Genomic DNA, 15,800 nt, shown 5'->3' with positions numbered 1-15,800 from the left:
ATCGCACGGAGCCGCGAGGATGAACGCACCCGCCCCCGCGCTCGCGCCGGCCGGCGTCGACACGCGGCCGCTGGTCGTGCACCTCGTGTATTCGCTCGGCGTGGGCGGCCTGGAGACGCTGCTCGTCGACTGCATCAACCGCATGCCGGCATGGCGCCACGCCGTCGTCTGCCTGACGACCTACACGTCGTTCGCCGACCGCATCGCCCGGCGCGACGTCGAGCTGCACGCGCTGGGCAAGCCGCCCGGCCTGGGCCTCGACACGCACCTGACGTTCTGGCGCCTGATGCGCCGGCTGCGTCCGACCGTGCTGCACACGTACAACCTGGCCGCGCTGGAGTACGCGTTCACGGCCACCATGGCCGGCGTCCCCGTGCGCATCCACGCGGAACACGGCCGCGACGCGAGCGATCCGCACGGCCTGAACCCGAAGCACAACTTCCTGCGCCGCCGCCTTGTACCCTTCGTCGACCGCTTCATTCCCGTGTCCGAAGACCTGAACCGCTGGCTCGGCGACGTCGTGCGCATTCCCGCCGCGAAGACGCTGTTCATCAAGAACGGCGTCGACACGGACAAGTACGCGCCCGGCGGCGCACCCGCCGCGGACGCGCCGTTCCGGGCGGACGACATCGTGATCGGCACCGTCGCCCGCATCCAGGACGTCAAGAACCACCGCGCCCTCGTCGACGCGTTCGCGCAGCTGCGCGCGCAGTTGCCGGATCTGGCGCCGCGCCTGAAACTGGCGATCGTCGGCGACGGCCCGCTGCTGCCGGCCGTGCGCGAGCAGGTCGCGCGCCTCGGCCTCGAAGACGCCGTATGGCTGCCGGGCGCGCGCGCCGACATCGCCGCCGTGCTGCACACGTTCTCGATCTTCGCCCTGCCCTCGCTGGCCGAAGGCACGCCCGTGTCGATGCTGGAAGCGATGGCGTGCGGCCTGCCCGTCGTCGCGTCGCGCGTCGGCGGCATCCCGGAAGTGGTCGACGAAGGCGAACAAGGCATGCTGGTGCCGGTCGGCGACGTCGCCGCGCTCACGGCGGCGCTGGCCCGCTACGCCCGCGATGCCGGCCTGCGCGCCGCGCACGGCGCGGCGGCGCGAACGCGCGTGGAAGACCGTTTCAGCCTGCGCGCCATGGTGGCCGCCTACGGGCTGCTGTACGACGGACTGTGCCGAAACAAGGCACACTGACGCGTTACCGTTTCACCCATCGACAAGCAAGAAAGCCCAACAAATCATGTGCGGAATAGTCGGAATCTTTGACACCCAAGGCAACCGGGAGATCGACCGCGAAGCGCTGCGGCGCATGAACGAGAGCCAGCACCACCGCGGTCCCGACGAAGGCGAGCTGTATCTGGAAAAAGCCCTGGGCATGGGCCACCGCCGCCTGTCCGTGATCGACGTGGCCACCGGCCAGCAGCCGTTCCTGAATGCCGCGCGCGACGCGGCCCTCGTGTTCAACGGCGAGATCTACAACTACCGCGCGTTGCGCGATGAGCTGATCGCGCTGGGCCACGTGTTCCGCACCAAGTCCGACACGGAAGTCGTCATGAACGCGTGGATCGCGTGGGGCGAGGATTGCGTGCGCCGGCTGCGCGGCATGTTCGCGTTCGGCGTGTGGGACCGCAGGAAGCAGACGCTGTTCCTCGCGCGCGACCACGTGGGCGTGAAGCCGATGTTCTATTCGCTGCTGCCCAGCGGCCTGTTCGTGTTCGGCTCGGAACTCAAGTCGATCATGACGTTCCCCGAACTGTCGCGCAAGCTGAACCCGCGCGCCGTCGAGGACTATTTCGCCTACGGCTACGTGCCGGAGCCGAACACGATTTTCCATAACGCTTATAAACTCAGTCCCGGCCACTCGATCCTGCTGAAGGTCGGCGACAAGGCCGTGATGCCGAAACGTTGGTGGGACCTCGCCTTCAACGTCGCGCCGGCGCGGCCCGAAGCCGACGTCGAGGCCGAGCTGATCGAGCGCGTGCGCGAAGCGGTGAAGAGCCAGATGGAATCCGAAGTGCCGCTCGGCGCCTTCCTGTCCGGCGGCGTCGATTCCAGCGCCGTCGTCGCGATGATGGCGGGGGAGCGCGACGGCACCGTCAGCGAAGGCGTGACGACGTGCTCGATCGGCTTCGACGATCCGGAATTCGACGAGACGCAGTTCGCGATGCAGGTGGCGCAGCGCTACCGCACGCACCACCACGCGCAGATCGTCGACAAGGACGACTACGGCCTGATCGACACCCTGGCCCACCTGTACGACGAACCGTTCGCCGACAGTTCCGCGATCCCGACCTACCGCGTATGCCAGCTGGCGCGCCGCCACGTGACGGTGGCGCTGTCGGGCGACGGCGGCGACGAGAATTTTGCAGGCTACCGCCGCTACCGCTTCGCGATGGCCGAGCACAGCGTGCGCTCGAAAGTGCCGGAAGCGATCAGGAAGCCCTTGTTCGGCACCCTGGGCAGCCTCTATCCGAAGGCCGACTGGGCGCCGCGCGTGTTCCGCGCCAAGACGACGTTCGAGTCCATCGCACGCGACCTCGTGGAAGGCTATTTCCACGGCGTGTCGCGCCTGCCTGACCGCCAGCGCGACTTGCTTTTCTCGGACACGTTCCGCAGCGAGCTGCAGGGCTACCGCGCGATCGACGTGATGCGCGCGCATGCGCAAGAGGCGCCGACGGACGACCCGCTGTCGCTGATCCAGTACCTCGATTTCAAGACCTGGCTGCCGGGCGACATCCTGACGAAGGTCGACCGCGCCAGCATGGCCCATTCGCTGGAAGTGCGCGTGCCGCTGCTCGACCACGAGTTCTGCGAATACGCGGCGACGCTGCCGCCGGGCCTGAAGCTGCGCGGCGGCGAAGGCAAGTACATCCTGAAAAAGGCGCTGGAGCCGCATCTGCCGCACGACATCATGTACCGGTCCAAGAAGGGCTTTTCGATTCCGCTCGCGGCCTGGCTGCGCGGCCCGCTGCGCGCGGCCGTGCGCGAGGCCGTGCTGGGCGCGCGCCTGGTCGATACCGGCATCTTCAACCGCCGCTACCTGGAAAAACTGGTGTCCGAGCACCACGCGGGCACGGCCGACCACAGCGTGGCGTTGTGGTCGCTGATGATGTTCGATGCGTTCCTGCGCGTGAGCGCAGGCTCTTAAACGAGCACTTTAAACGAGCACTTCAACCGCCGCCGGGTGCCCGAGAAAGGCGCCCGGGCTGGCCGACGGGCCGTAGGCACCGGACTGGAACACGACGATCAGGTCGCCGACCTGCGCATGCGCCAACTCCATCCGGTCGGCCAGGATGTCGAGCGGGGTGCACAACGGTCCCGTCACGCTGGCCGGACCGCTGTCGACGGGCGTCACGCGGTTGCCCACGGCGACCGGATAGTTCTTGCGGATGACCTGCCCCAGGTTGCCCGACGCGGCCAGGTGGTGATGCATGCCGCCGTCCGTCACGAGGAAGACCTCCCCGCGCGAGACCTTGCGGTCGACGACGCGTGTCACGTAGACGCCGCATTCGCCCACGAGGTAGCGGCCCAGCTCCAGCGCCAATTTCGCCTGCGGCAGCGCCGCCGTCAGCTTCTCCAGCTCGGGCGCCAGCCGCGCCGCGATCGGCGCCACGTCGAGCCGTTCCTCGCCCGGAAAATACGGGATGCCGAAGCCGCCGCCGATGTTCACCTGGCGCACGGGAACCGGCGCCGCCTCGGCCAGGCGCAGCGCGAGCGCGATGCTGCGGGCCTGCGCGTCGACGATGGCGTCCGAGCGCAGGCTCTGCGAACCGGCGAAGATGTGGAAGCCCTGGAAGTCGACGGCGAGTGCGCCCGCCGCGCGCAGCAGGCGTGGCACCTCCTCCGCGTCGATGCCGAACGGCTTGGCGCCGCCGCCCATCTTCATGCCCGACGATTTCAGTTCGAAGTCCGGATTCACGCGCAGCGCGATGCGCGGCGCGATGCCGAGCGCGTCGCCGATGCGCGCCAGCGCGTGCAGCTCCCGTTCCGATTCGACGTTCACGCACACGCCGGCGGCCACCGCCTGCGCCAGCTCGGCGTCCTGCTTGGCCGGACCGGCGAAGCTGATGCGCGCCGGCGCCATGCCGGCATCCAGCGCCGTCTTCAGTTCGCCGCCGGACGCGACGTCCAGGCCGTCGACGAGGCCGGCCATGTGCTGCACGAGCGCCGGCATCGGATTGGCCTTGATCGAGTAATGCAGCAGCACGCCCTGCGGCAGCTGGGCGCGCAGCTCGCGCACGCGCTCCGTGCACAGCGCGCGGTCGACCGCGAAGAACGGCGTGCGGCCCACCCGCCGGGCGAGCCGGGTCAGCGGGATGCCGCCGACCTGCAGGACGTCGTCGACGACGGGAAAGTAAATCTGCGGCGCGTGGCGCGGTTTGTTCATGATGCGTCGTTCGTTTGCAGGGTTTGCCGCAAGAGGTTGCGGTCGATCTTGCCGTTCGGGTTGCGCGGCAGCGGGCCGGCGATCAGGTCGATGTGGGCCGGCACCATGTAGGCGGGCAGGCGCCGCTTGCATTCGGCCAGCAGGGCCGCAGCGTCGATGGCGCCCTCCTCGACCGGCGCCGCGATCACGGCGATGGCCTGTCCCAGTTGCGGATGGTCGATGCCGAACGCGGCCACCTCGGCGACGAGGCCGGTGGCATGCAGCACGGACTCGATCTCGGTGGGGCTGATGCGATAGCCCGACACCTTGATCATGTCGTCGCTGCGGCCGATGAAGTACAGGTAACCGTCGGCGTCGCGGCGCACCGTGTCGCCCGACCACACCGCCAGTTCCGGCACGGGCAGTCCCGGATCCTGGCCGGGCGCGGGACGGAAGCGCTGCGCCGTGCGCGCCGGGTCGTTCCAGTAGCCGAGGGCGACGAGCGCGCCGCGGTGCACGAGTTCTCCCGGCTCGTCGGCGTCGCACGGGGTGCCGTCCGGACGCACGACGAGGATCTCGGCGTTCGGGATCGCGCGGCCGATCGAATCGGGACGGCGCGCCACCTCCTCCGGCGGCAGGTACGTGGAGCGGAACGCTTCCGTAAGGCCGTACATCAGGAAGATGTGCGTGTCCGGCAGGATCTCCCGCAGCGTCTGCACCGTCGGCACCGGCATCGCGCCGCCCGAGTTCGTGATGAAACGCAGCGTGCAATCGGCCGGCCACGCCAGGCGCGCCAGCGCGATCCACAGCGGCGGCACGGCGGCCAGGCCCGTGATGCGTTCACGGGCCACCATCGCCACGATGTCTTTCGGGAACAGGTAGTTCATCAGCACGACGCTGGCGCCGCGCAGGAAGGCCGTCGTCAGTTGCGACAGGCCGTAGTCGAAACTGAGCGGCAGCACGGCGAGCAGGCGGTCGTCGGCGCGCAGGTCCAGGTAGTGGGCGACGCTTTGCGCGCCCGCGACCATGTTCCGGTGCGACAGCACCACGCCTTTCGGCTGGCCCGTGCTGCCCGACGTGTACAGGATCGAGGCGACGTCGGTGTCGATGCGGCGGTGCGGGATGGCGTCCGCGTCCGTGCCGGCCTCCGCCGGCCAGGCCAGCACCGGCAACGCGGCGGATGCGGGCGCCGCGTCGCCGTCGGCCAGCAGGACGGCGCGCAGGTCGGGGCAGCGTGCGAGCACGGGCGCCAGCTGCGCGAGGCGCTCGGCCGTCGTGGCCAGCAGCCGCACGTTGCAGTCGGCAAGGATGTAGGCGACCTGCTCGGGCTTGAGCAGCGGATTGACGGGCACGAAGACGCAGCCGGCCGCCGCGGCACCGAACATCGCGGCGACGTTCTCGATGCGCTTTTCCATGTACACGGCCACGCGCGCGCCGGGTTCCAGCTTTGCACGCAGCAGCAGCGCGGCAACGGCGCGCACCTGCGCGGCCAATTGCGCATAGCTGCAGCGCCTGTCGCCGTACGCGAGGGCGGCGGCGGCGGGCGTGCGTGCCGCGGTCTCGAACAGGGAATCGTGGATCAGGTGGTTCATCAATGCCATGGGTTCTGCCGGCAGGCGTGGTCGGGCAAACGCCAATCTTACCAGTTCGCCCCGCCAAGTCGTAGCGGAAGCGGGCATATGCTTTCGACACGTTCGCAACGAACGACACTGGCAGGACTGCTAGCCATTGTTGACTTGGGGTTGGAAAGATGCTCTCATTCGATTCCAAAAATAAACACCTCATTACGGCCGGCATGACATACGCATGACCCGTCCGTGCGCCCCGCAAGCACGCGCGCATCCATCCAGGATCGACACCATGAACAAACCCCGCGCGAACGAAATCGATTTGCTGCGCTTTCTGGCCGCGATGGCGGTGGTCCTTTTTCACTACACGTTCCGCGGGTATGTCGCGCACAGCTCCAGCATGCCGTATCCGCCGCTGGACGCGGTGACCAAATACGGCAGCTACGGCGTCCAGCTGTTTTTCCTGATCAGCGGCTTCGTCATCCTGATGAGCGCGTCAAGCGGAAGCCTGAAGCATTTCGTCATCTCGCGCATCGTGCGCCTGTATCCGGCATTCTGGGTCTGCTGCACCTTGACGTTCCTGGTGCTGCTCCTGTTCGGCAAGGGCCGGCCCACCGTGATCCAGTACCTCGCCAACATGACGATGCTGAGCGGCTTTCCCGTCGTGCAGAAGTTCCTCCCGGTGTCGCATATGGACGGGTCGTACTGGTCGCTGGTCGTCGAAATGCGTTTCTACGCGCTCGTCGCGGTGGTGCTCCTGCTGCGCCAGATCCATCGCGCGGAGTACTTCCTGGCCGGCTGGCTGGTGACGGTCGCGCTGTTCGAACTGGCGGGGATCGATCACCTGCGCGACGTCCTGATCGTCGACTACGCAGCGTATTTCATCGCGGGCGCCATGTTGTACCGGGTCTGGTCGCACGGGATGTCGTGGCTGCGCATGGGCGTGATCCTGGGCTGCTGGGTGCTGGCGCTGTACGAAAGCTGGATCGGCGTGGCCAAGCTCGAAGCCAACAACCATACCGCCATGGACCGCGGCATCGTCCTGTCCATCGTCACCGCTTGCTTCATCCTGATGTTCCTCGTGGCGACGAAGAAGACCGGCTGGGTCGGCCGCCGCAACTGGATCCTGCTCGGCGCCCTGACCTATCCGCTGTACCTGGTGCATCAGGCCGTCGGCTACGTCGTCTTCAATCACCTGTACCCGGCCGTCGATCCGCATCTGCTGTTGTGGGGTACGGCGGCCATGATGATCGCCGTCGCCCGGGTGATCAACGTGCGCGTCGAGCAGCGTGTCGCGAGGCCGTTCAAGGAGCGCCTGAACCGCTGGTGGGATGGCGCACGCGCGTCCTGCGCGTCCGTGGCTGCGGCCCGGGACCCGCTGGCGTCGGAATCCGACAACCGGCCCGATACCACCGCATGAACCGAAACCGCGTGCCGAGGAACAGCGGCGCGAGCAACGACCGATACCACTTCGTGCGCCGCTCGGTCAGCTCGCCCATGCCGATCACGCCCAGCAGCAGCAGGCCGCAGAACGGCAGCGCCGCGCGCACGCCCAGCCCGTTCCAGATCAGCACCGCCAGCGGCATGTGGAACACGTACATCGAGAACGTGAAGCTGGACAGGTAGCGGATCGCGCTCTCGCAGCGCACCAGCAGGCTCATGCCGAGCGAACCGGCGGCCAGGAAGTTCAGCGCCACGACGAGGCCGAGCAGGAAGTCGCCGACGAACTGGTTCGAGCCGCGCGTGAGGTCCATCGCGTCGGGCCAGATGCCGCGCATGGCGTCGCGGATGCGGGCGCCGACGTCGATCCAGAAGAACGCCAGGCCGGCGACGGCCGTGAGCCCGAAGATCCACAAGGCCGTCCTGCGCTCGAGGACAGGCATCTTGCGGTGCAGGAGCACGCCGAGCAGCCACACGGGCATCAGCAGCAGGATCTTGGGACCGGCGATGACGGCGGCGCCCAGCAGCAGCAGGCGGCTGGGGTGATAGCACCAGATGCCGAACAGGATGTAGTACCAGACCTCGTAGTTCAGCGACCAGAACGGACCGTCGTACGGCAGCGCGACGTTGCACCAGGTCTGCGCGAGGAAGGTCGCGTTCAGGGCCACGTCGAGGGCGTCCGATCCGCGCGAGCCCGCGTACTGCATCGTGTGCACGCCGAATGCGGACAGCAGCATCGTCAGCACGGCCGCGCCCAGCACGACGGGATAGATGCGGGCGGTGCGGTGATGCAGGTAGCCGCGCAATCCCAGTTCGGGCCGGGACGCATGCGAGATGACGTAGCCGGACAGCACGAAGAAGATCACGACGGCCGCGTGTCCGGGCCACGGCAACGGATGCCTGGGGAACGCGAGCGCCCACAGGTGGGACAGCACGACGACGGAGGCGGCGCCGAAGCGGACCAGGTCCAGGTAAACCGACAACCCGTGGGGAATTTCGCGTTTCATGATCGACCAATGCTGATATGGGGAAAACCGAAACTCGTCCGACCGGATCGCAAACATCATCCATGGATAATGGACCGGCATTTGCAAAAATGGCAAAGCCTTCCGATTGATATTGTTAGCTTAATCAATAAAAATGTGCTTTTCTTATGAGAAAAGATGCAGAAAAGTACACTAAATATAAAAAATGCGGCGCCACGTTGAGCTCGCCGCGCATGCGCTGTCCGAACCTCGGTACTTCCTACGGATGCGACGCAAAACCGAAGGCAGGTCCGAAGGGTGGCGCGTGTTATATTTCATGCATGCCGTCAACGAACGCTTCCACACCCGCCCGCCGCGCCATTCCTCCCGTCCCCGTGCTGTCGCTTGCCGCCTTCGCGGGTGCACGCCGGGCCGCGTTGCCGTCGCTGCTGGACGGCGCGGACGTGCGGCTCGTCACGAGCGGACGCATCGCGATCGGCCTCGCCTTGCGCGCGCTCGGCGTGGGCGCGGGCGACGTCGTGCTGGTGCCCGCCTACCACAGCCCGTCGATGGTCCCGCCCGCGCACTGGTGCGGCGCCGACGTCGCGTTCTATCGCGTGCGCTCCGACACCGCGCCCGACCTGGCCGACATCGAAGCGCACGTCGCCAAGGGCAACGTAAAAGCGATCCTGGCCACGCACTTCTTCGGCATCCCGCATGACCTGGCGCCGCTGCGCGCGTTGTGCGACCGCCACGGCATCGGCCTCGTCGAGGATTGCGCGCACGCCTTCTTCGGCGCGCGCGACGGCGTCGCGGTCGGCAGCGTCGGCGACTATGCGATCGGCAGCACGATGAAATTCTTCCCGGTCTACGAAGGCGGTTGCCTGGTGTCGCGCCGCCACCGGCTGGACGTGGTCCTGCACGGCGCCGGCCCCGGCTTCGAAATGAAAGCGGCGCTGAATGCGCTCGAAGCGGCCTTCGCGTATGGCCGCCTGCCCGTGCTGCGGATGCTGCTCGCGCTGCCGCTGCGCCTGAAAAGCGCGCTGTGGCATGCGCTCAAATCGCGCGGCACCCGCGCCGGCGGCGCCGGCGCGTCCGCCGCGCCCGCGCTGGCGCCGTCGTCGTCCGACAGCAGTTTCGAGTTCGATGCGCGCTGGGCCGACAAGCGCTCGTCCTGGTTGTCGCGCACGGTGCTGCGCGCCGTGTCTCCCGCGCGCATCGTCGCGCGGCGCCGGCGCAACTATCTGGAACTGCAGCGCGCGCTGGACGGCGCGCCCGGCTGCCGGCCCCTGTTCGACAGCCTGCCGGACGGGGCGTGCCCGTGGATGTTCCCGCTGCTCGTCGACCGGCCGCAGGACGTGTCCGACGCCTTGCTGCGCGCCGGCGTGCCGATGACGCGTTTCGGCGCGACCTTGTGGCCGGGCGTCGACGCGAGCGTGTGCGCCAACAGCGCGGACCTGGGCCGGCGCCTGATCGCCTTCCCCTGCCACCAGGCCCTCGACGATGCCGAGCGGGCCTGGCTGCACGCGCAAGCGCGGCAGGCGCTGGAAGCCTGCGCGGCGGTGCCCGCATGAATTCCACCGCGATGCACTGGACGGTCGCGCATTGGACCGTTGTACCTGCCCGCGACTTCGCGCGGCACGCCGGGCGCTGGCAACGCCTGCACGCGGCCGGCGCGGCGTCGCCGGTGCTGGCCGCCGACTTCGTGCAGGCGCTGCTCGACGTGTTCGGCACGGGCCGCGAGCTGCTCGCCTGGCACGGCATTGGCGAAGATACGGACGCGATGACGATCGTGGCGCCGAGCCGCTTCGGCACCTGGGACACGTTCCAGCCGGCCCAGGCCCCCGTCGGCTTGTGGCTGCAGCTCGACGCGCGTCCCGCCGACGGCCTGCTCGCGAGCCTGCTGCAGGCGCTGCCCGGTCCCGCGCTGATGGTCGGCCTGACGCAGTGCGACCCGATGCTGATGGCGCGTCCCGCCGCCGGCGTCCCCAGCGGCGCGCGCAGCTTCGATTACATCCAGACGGCCCGCATCACGCTGCAGGGCAGCTTCGACGACTACTGGAATGCGCGCGGCAAGAACCTGCGTAACAACCTGAAAAAACAGCGCAACCGCCTGCGCCAGGACGGCATCGCCACCCGCCTTGAAATCGTGCGCGCGCCCGAACGCATGGCCGGCGCGGTGGCCGATTACGGCAGGCTGGAGACGAGCGGCTGGAAGGCCGGACAAGGCACCGCCGTCGCCGCGGACAACGACCAGGGCCGCTTCTATCGCGCGATGCTGGAAGCCCTGGCACGCCGCGGCGCGGCCAGCGTCTATCGCTACTGGCTCGACGGCCCGGACGGCCCGCGCCTGGCCGCGATGGATCTATGCATCGAAGGCGGCGGCTGCATCGTGATCCTCAAGACGGCCTACGACGAAGCGCTCGGCCCGCAGCTGTCGCCGGCGCTCCTGATGCGCGAGGAAGCGACGCGCGGCCTGTTCGACGAAGGGCGCTTCGAGCGCATCGAATTCTATGGACGGGTGATGGAATGGCACACCCGCTGGACCGACGAGATCCGCACGATGTACCACCTGAACGGCTACCGCTGGCCGTGGCTGGGACGCCTGCACGCGCTGGCGGCGCAGCGCAAGAAAAGAAACAGCAAGATCAACGCTGCGACGCCAGCGCCCGCCGCAGCTGCGACAGGCTCATGAACTCGCCGCCGATCTCGTCGCGGAACCACGCGCAGTAATCGTGCACCGTGGCGATCAGCCGGGCCAAGTCGGCCTCGCTGCGCACATAGGGCGTATGGCCCGGCATCATCGACGGGCTGTGATACGTCAGCGAAAACACCTGGCAGCCGTTGGCGAGCAAGGCATCGGTCAGGCGGCGCATCTCGGCGCCGCTCGCCACTTCCGGGCTCAGACGGACGCGCTCGAGCGCACGCAAGCGCGCCAGCACGCCGCCCAGGCGCGCGCGCCGGGCCCACGGCCGCTGGGCGGCGTCGTACAAACGCGGCCCGAAGCGGCGCAGCCAGCCGCAATACCCCGTCGTCACGGGCAGTTCGAGCAGTTCGCGCGTCCCCACCCGGAACCAGTACGGATGTTCGTCGAACGCGCGGAAATCCGGCCCGCCGTCGGCCGTGAACGCGCTGTACGGGACGACGCTCGCATCGACTTCGTAACCGAGCGACGCGATCGACTCCGCCGTGTGCGGACCGAGGCCGTAGCGGCCCGCCTTGAACGCGAGGGGCTGCTTGTGGAAGGCGTCGGCGATGGTTTCCGTCAGGAGGCGCAGCTTGTCGTATTCGAGCTGGCGCGGCAGGTTGCCGCCGTAGGAGTTGAAGTCCGACAGCGCCTCTTCGTACGGCGGCGAGACCCAGGGATGCAGGTGGGCGCCGATCTCGCAGCGGCCCGCGTCGCGCAGCGTGCGGAGCGTGGCGACGGCGGCCGGCGTCGTCGCCACGGGCCAGTCGACCATGTAGGTGGGGACGATGCCGAATTTGTCGAACACGCGCGCATGCATCAGCGGCTGGCTGGCAATGGACATGGTCCCGATGGCGCTGCGGTTGAACGGCTGATCCCAGGCGAATTCACCCTCGGTGTCGACGATTACGAGCAGGACCGGACGCTGTCCGGGTGCCAGTTGCGCCGGCACTTGCTGAGCTTTTTCTAACATTACATGGGCCGTTAAAAGTCTTGCAATCCTAGCACAATGTGTTTGTCGCCCGGAATCAATCGTGTGGAGACGGCCGATGGCGCGCACGCTTACGCTGCACCGCAACATGCGGATTTAATCGATGAGCTATAATTTTGTGCTAAATATTGCAACTTCTCACCAAAATCGGAGCAACAGGGTGACAACAGCGGACAAGCCAGGAGTCGTGTTTACCATGCGTTATCCCGACGATACGGGTTACGTATGGAATTTCACCGCCGCCGTGCGCGACCGGGCGAGTGCCGATTTGCGCGACCGGGCCAACGTGTACATGGCGTTCCCCAAGCTGACCGGCAATCCCAGCTACCAGCCCCGGAACCTGCAGCCGGTGGAGTTGAATTGCTACGACAATTCTCCGGCCGGCCGCGCCGCGATCGAACAATTCGTGCGCACCCACAACGTCAAGGTGATGGTGTTCATGAGCGCGCTGTCGAACACCGTGTGCCTGGACCTGTTGCGCCGCCTGGGCGTGCGCACGATCAACACGGAAAACGACAGCTTCGATCCGCGCCAGCGCGACGGTGCGGCCAAGAAAATCGCGAAATTCCTCCTCCGGCGCGTGCTGCGCATGCAGCAGCACGACCTGCACCTGGCGAACTCCGTTGCCCAGGAAAATTTTTTGCTGAATTACCAGAAGCTGCCGCGCGACAAGGTCATCCTGATGCGCAATTCAGTCGATTCGGTCAAGTTTCATCCGGGCGACCGCGCCGAGGCCCGCGCCCGGCTGGGCCTGGACCAGGATCGCTTCTGGATCCTGGCCGTCTCGCAGGCGCGGCCGGAAAAACGCGTCGACCGCCTGCTGCAGGTGGTGCGCGACGTCGTCGACGCCCGTCCGGACCAGCGCATCGGCTTCGTCTACGTGGGCGACGGCCCGCCGGCCGTCGAATGGAAACGGCTGGCGACCGAACTGGGCCTGGACGACGTGTGCGTGTTCGCCGGCCGCCAGAACGACTTGGTGCCGTACTACCGCGCCGCCGACGTGCTCGTGCATGCGGCCGAGCGCGAAAGCTTCGGCAATGCGATCGTCGAGGCCATGGCGTGCGGCATCCCCGTCGTGGCCAGCGCCGCGCTGGGGCCGAAAGAAACCATCCTCGACGGCAAGACGGGCGCCGTCATCGGACTGGACGACTTCGCCGGCTTCACGCAGGCCGTGCTGCGCTATGTCGACAGTCCGGACATAGCAAAAATGCATGGAAACAACGCGCGTGCGCACGTCGATACCGCATATAATGTTGTGCGTCAAAGCAAGGAGTTCGCCGCACACATCGAACGTTTTCTATGAACCGTGCTTTGAATTCGAACCGCAGAAAAGGGAGTCCTGAGGAATGTCTTTAGTCGAGAGGGTGGTCCAGCGCGCAAGGCGAGACTATTTCCGATGGCAGTACCAGAAAGTCGCGCGCCGGATCCTGGACACCCGTCCCGTCAAGCGCGGCGAACTGCCCTTCACGCTGCTGTCGATGGTGCACCAGCGCGACGTCCATTCCTACCTGGTCGCGGTGAAGTCGTTCACGCACTTCCTGAATCCGTCGCGCATCGTCGTCGTGTGCGATCCGTCGATCGACGAGAACGACCGCGCCGTGCTGAAACACCACCTGCCGCACGTGGTCCTGCGCGAGGCGAACGAATTCACCCATCCGGACATCCCGCGCGGCGGCACCTGGGAGCGCCTGTTTGCGATCTCCGGCTATGCGCTGGACAGCTACGTCATCCAGCTCGACGCCGACACGCTGACCATGCAGCCGATTCCGGAAGTGCTGCATGCCATCCAGACGGGCGCCGGCTTCGTGCTGGGCGAACTCCCGGACACGCCGATCCGCCCGCTGGACGCCGTGCGCGCCCACGCGCTGCCGAAGGTGAAGCCGGGCGCGCACATCCAGACGCTGTCCGAAGCCGAGATGGCCAACGTCGGCCTGCCGAGCGATGCCCGCTACGTGCGCGGCTGCTCCGGCTTCACGGGTTTTCCGCCGTCGACGACGATGCGCGACGACCTGCTCGACTTCTCGCGCCGCATGACGGCCAAGCTGGGCGACGACTGGAAACGCTGGGGCACGGAACAGGTGACGTCGAACTACCTGGTGGCGAACGCGTTCGCCACGACGTCGCTGCCGTTCCCGAAATACGGCACGCCCGACTGCGCCACGGCGGAGACGGCGTTCTTCCACTTCATCGGGCCGATGCGCTTCATCAACAACAAGTACAAGACGACGTCGCGCCAGGCCATCCACCTGATCTCCAACGCGCCGGCCTGATTTTCCCGGCGCGTTTTTCTCTCCCCCGATTGCCCTGTCATGGCAGATTTGCGTCGTTCGCTGGTCATCAACTTTTTCGCGACCTCGGGCACCAAGGTCCTGCAGTTCATCGTCAGCATCCTGCTGGCGCGGATCCTGAGCCCGAGCGAGATCGGCATCTATTCGATGACCGTCGTGTTCGTGAACTTCGCCCAGGTCTTCCGCGACTTCGGCGTCAGCTATTACCTGCAGCGCGAACCGGACCTCGACAACGAGAAGATCAGCTCCGCCACCGGCGTCGTGTTCACGACGTCGTGGGTGATCGCGGCCGTCCTGTTCGCGGCCAGCGGCTGGCTCGGCACGTGGTTCAAGGAGCCGGGCATCGTGCCGGTGATGCGCGTGCTGGCCACCGGCTTCGTGTTCATCCCGTTCGGCACCGTCACCGGCGCACTGCTGGCCCGTAACTACGAGGCCGAGAAGCAGGCCGTCGTCCACGTCGTCGGCACCGTGTGCTTCTGCGCCGCCACGCTGATCCTCGGCGAGATGGGCTTCGGCGCGATGTCCATGGCGTGGGGTAACCTGATCAACATCGTCGCCTGCGGCATCGCCTACATCCCGCTGCGCCCGAAAGGCATGCCGTGGCTGCCGGGCTTCCGCCACTGGAAGAGCGTCGCGCACTTCGGCGTCGGCTCGCTCGTGACGAACTGCGCGACGACGCTCAACAACTCGATCCCCGACATCCTGCTCGGCAAGCTGGGATCGGCCCGCCACGTGGGCCTGTTGAGCCGCGCGAATTCCACCGTGTCGATCTTCAGCTACGTGGCCGGTTCGACGATGAACTACGGCGCCGTGCCGTACCTCGCCCAGACGTGGCACAAAGGCGAATCGCTGGCGCCGATCCTGGCCCGCTCCACGCTGCTGCTGACCGGCGTCGGCTGGACCGCGCTGGCCCTGACGGCCGTGCTGGGCCAGGACGTCGTCGTCGCGCTGTACGGCGCCAAGTGGATCGAATGCGTGCCGGCGATCCTGCCGCTCGTGCTGGCGGGCGTCGTCACGCTCGCGTTCAACTACATCCCGATGGCGATGACGGCGATCGGCCGTCCCTACCTCAGCGCCTTCCCGGTCGTCGTCACCCTGGCGACCCGCATCCTGTTCGGCGTGATGCTGTTCGACGGCAGCCTGAACGGATTCGCCTGGGCGCTGTTCTTCGCGACCGTCGCCAGCGCCCCCGTCACCTCGATCCAGCAGAGCCGCTATTTCGGCTTCACGACCGCGATGATGGTGCGCGCCCTGCTGCCCAGCGCCATCGTGGCCGCGGGCACCGGCGCCTTCGCGTGGCTGCTGGCGACGTTGCTGCCGGCGACGCTGCCCGCGATGGCGCGGCTGCTCGTGATGCTGCTGCCGCTGGCCGCCGCGTGGTACGTGCTGCTGCGCGCCACCCGCCACGAACTCGTGGGCGAAGTGCACCGCCTGGCCGCACCGTTGAAGGCGCGGCTGGCGCTGTTGCGCCCGAACGTATAATCTTCACGGAACCGAATGACAT

General features: G+C 67.4%; 12 protein-coding genes. 8 read left to right on the top strand and 4 right to left on the bottom strand.

Annotation, left to right across the window (positions count from 1 at the left end):
• Window positions 1-19: 19 nt before the first annotated feature.
• Both ISF28_RS20750 and ISF28_RS20745 read left to right on the top strand, forming a co-directional pair.
• Window positions 20-1,186, top strand: coding sequence for a TIGR03088 family PEP-CTERM/XrtA system glycosyltransferase (locus tag ISF28_RS20750; protein WP_198119076.1), 1,167 nt, complete (start codon window positions 20-22; stop codon window positions 1,184-1,186).
• 46 nt (window positions 1,187-1,232) lie between these two features.
• Window positions 1,233-3,140 carry an XrtA/PEP-CTERM system amidotransferase gene (locus ISF28_RS20745; RefSeq protein ID WP_198119075.1) on the top strand — a complete coding sequence of 636 codons (1,908 nt, stop codon included), beginning with the start codon at window positions 1,233-1,235 and terminating at the stop codon, window positions 3,138-3,140.
• Between the two features lie 9 nt (window positions 3,141-3,149).
• Here the strand turns inward: ISF28_RS20745 and ISF28_RS20740 are convergent, their stop codons facing one another.
• Both ISF28_RS20740 and ISF28_RS20735 read right to left on the bottom strand, forming a co-directional pair.
• The gene (locus tag ISF28_RS20740; protein WP_198119074.1) at window positions 3,150-4,379 is read right to left on the bottom strand and encodes a pyridoxal-dependent decarboxylase, exosortase A system-associated; all 1,230 of its coding nucleotides are present in this window, start codon (window positions 4,377-4,379) and stop codon (window positions 3,150-3,152) included.
• Window positions 4,376-5,950: an acyl-CoA ligase (AMP-forming), exosortase A system-associated gene (locus ISF28_RS20735; RefSeq protein WP_198119128.1), complete on the bottom strand. Its 1,575-nt coding sequence runs from the start codon at window positions 5,948-5,950 to the stop codon at window positions 4,376-4,378. Before ISF28_RS20735 ends, ISF28_RS20740 begins: the two co-directional genes overlap by 4 nt.
• A gap of 268 nt (window positions 5,951-6,218) precedes the next feature.
• On the opposite strand from ISF28_RS20735, the gene ISF28_RS20730 reads away from it, so the two are divergent.
• The gene (locus tag ISF28_RS20730; RefSeq protein ID WP_198119073.1) at window positions 6,219-7,346 is read left to right on the top strand and encodes an acyltransferase family protein; all 1,128 of its coding nucleotides are present in this window, start codon (window positions 6,219-6,221) and stop codon (window positions 7,344-7,346) included.
• On the opposite strand, the gene ISF28_RS20725 is transcribed toward ISF28_RS20730, so the two are convergent.
• Window positions 7,231-8,373, bottom strand: coding sequence for an acyltransferase family protein (locus ISF28_RS20725; protein WP_198119072.1), 1,143 nt, complete (start codon window positions 8,371-8,373; stop codon window positions 7,231-7,233). The genes ISF28_RS20730 and ISF28_RS20725 overlap by 116 nt on opposite strands.
• Window positions 8,374-8,672: 299 nt before the next feature.
• Here ISF28_RS20725 and ISF28_RS20720 point away from each other — a divergent pair, with 299 nt between their 5' ends.
• Both ISF28_RS20720 and ISF28_RS20715 read left to right on the top strand, forming a co-directional pair.
• A complete protein-coding gene (locus ISF28_RS20720) occupies window positions 8,673-9,905 on the top strand; it encodes an aminotransferase class I/II-fold pyridoxal phosphate-dependent enzyme (RefSeq protein WP_198119071.1) in 1,233 nt (410 codons plus the stop codon).
• A complete protein-coding gene (locus ISF28_RS20715) occupies window positions 9,902-11,026 on the top strand; it encodes a GNAT family N-acetyltransferase (RefSeq protein WP_229519247.1) in 1,125 nt (374 codons plus the stop codon). Before ISF28_RS20720 ends, ISF28_RS20715 begins: the two co-directional genes overlap by 4 nt.
• Here the strand turns inward: ISF28_RS20715 and ISF28_RS20710 are convergent.
• A complete protein-coding gene (locus ISF28_RS20710) occupies window positions 10,980-11,990 on the bottom strand; it encodes a polysaccharide deacetylase family protein (protein WP_198119070.1) in 1,011 nt (336 codons plus the stop codon). The two genes, ISF28_RS20715 and ISF28_RS20710, sit on opposite strands and share 47 nt — an antisense overlap.
• A 214-nt stretch (window positions 11,991-12,204) precedes the next feature.
• On the opposite strand from ISF28_RS20710, the gene ISF28_RS20705 reads away from it, so the two are divergent.
• From ISF28_RS20705 to ISF28_RS20695, 3 genes are read left to right on the top strand one after another with little or no spacing between them, the layout of a single operon-like run.
• Complete coding sequence (locus tag ISF28_RS20705; protein ID WP_198119069.1) at window positions 12,205-13,311, top strand: glycosyltransferase family 4 protein; 1,107 nt, start codon at window positions 12,205-12,207, stop codon at window positions 13,309-13,311.
• A gap of 43 nt (window positions 13,312-13,354) precedes the next feature.
• Complete coding sequence (locus ISF28_RS20700) at window positions 13,355-14,278, top strand: hypothetical protein (protein ID WP_198119068.1); 924 nt, start codon at window positions 13,355-13,357, stop codon at window positions 14,276-14,278.
• Between the two features lie 39 nt (window positions 14,279-14,317).
• Window positions 14,318-15,778: an oligosaccharide flippase family protein gene (locus ISF28_RS20695; protein WP_198119067.1), complete on the top strand. Its 1,461-nt coding sequence runs from the start codon at window positions 14,318-14,320 to the stop codon at window positions 15,776-15,778.
• Window positions 15,779-15,800 lie beyond the last annotated feature (22 nt).

This window comes from Massilia rhizosphaerae, assembly GCF_016093545.1.
Taxonomy (GTDB): Bacteria; Pseudomonadota; Gammaproteobacteria; order Burkholderiales; family Burkholderiaceae_D; genus Telluria; species Telluria rhizosphaerae.
This window is presented reverse-complemented; position numbering and strand designations above follow the sequence as displayed.

What these genes read in the sequence shown, in the direction of transcription:
- ISF28_RS20750 (WP_198119076.1), top strand. Translation starts at nt 20, where the DNA reads ATGAACGCACCCGCCCCCGCGCTCGCGCCGGCCGGCGTCGACACGCGG.
- ISF28_RS20745 (WP_198119075.1), top strand. Translation starts at nt 1,233, where the DNA reads ATGTGCGGAATAGTCGGAATCTTTGACACCCAAGGCAACCGGGAGATC.
- ISF28_RS20740 (WP_198119074.1), bottom strand. Translation starts at nt 4,379, where the DNA reads ATGAACAAACCGCGCCACGCGCCGCAGATTTACTTTCCCGTCGTCGAC.
- ISF28_RS20735 (WP_198119128.1), bottom strand. Translation starts at nt 5,950, where the DNA reads ATGAACCACCTGATCCACGATTCCCTGTTCGAGACCGCGGCACGCACG.
- ISF28_RS20730 (WP_198119073.1), top strand. Translation starts at nt 6,219, where the DNA reads ATGAACAAACCCCGCGCGAACGAAATCGATTTGCTGCGCTTTCTGGCC.
- ISF28_RS20725 (WP_198119072.1), bottom strand. Translation starts at nt 8,373, where the DNA reads ATGAAACGCGAAATTCCCCACGGGTTGTCGGTTTACCTGGACCTGGTC.
- ISF28_RS20720 (WP_198119071.1), top strand. Translation starts at nt 8,673, where the DNA reads ATGCCGTCAACGAACGCTTCCACACCCGCCCGCCGCGCCATTCCTCCC.
- ISF28_RS20715 (WP_229519247.1), top strand. Translation starts at nt 9,902, where the DNA reads ATGAATTCCACCGCGATGCACTGGACGGTCGCGCATTGGACCGTTGTA.
- ISF28_RS20710 (WP_198119070.1), bottom strand. Translation starts at nt 11,990, where the DNA reads ATGTTAGAAAAAGCTCAGCAAGTGCCGGCGCAACTGGCACCCGGACAG.
- ISF28_RS20705 (WP_198119069.1), top strand. Translation starts at nt 12,205, where the DNA reads ATGCGTTATCCCGACGATACGGGTTACGTATGGAATTTCACCGCCGCC.
- ISF28_RS20700 (WP_198119068.1), top strand. Translation starts at nt 13,355, where the DNA reads ATGTCTTTAGTCGAGAGGGTGGTCCAGCGCGCAAGGCGAGACTATTTC.
- ISF28_RS20695 (WP_198119067.1), top strand. Translation starts at nt 14,318, where the DNA reads ATGGCAGATTTGCGTCGTTCGCTGGTCATCAACTTTTTCGCGACCTCG.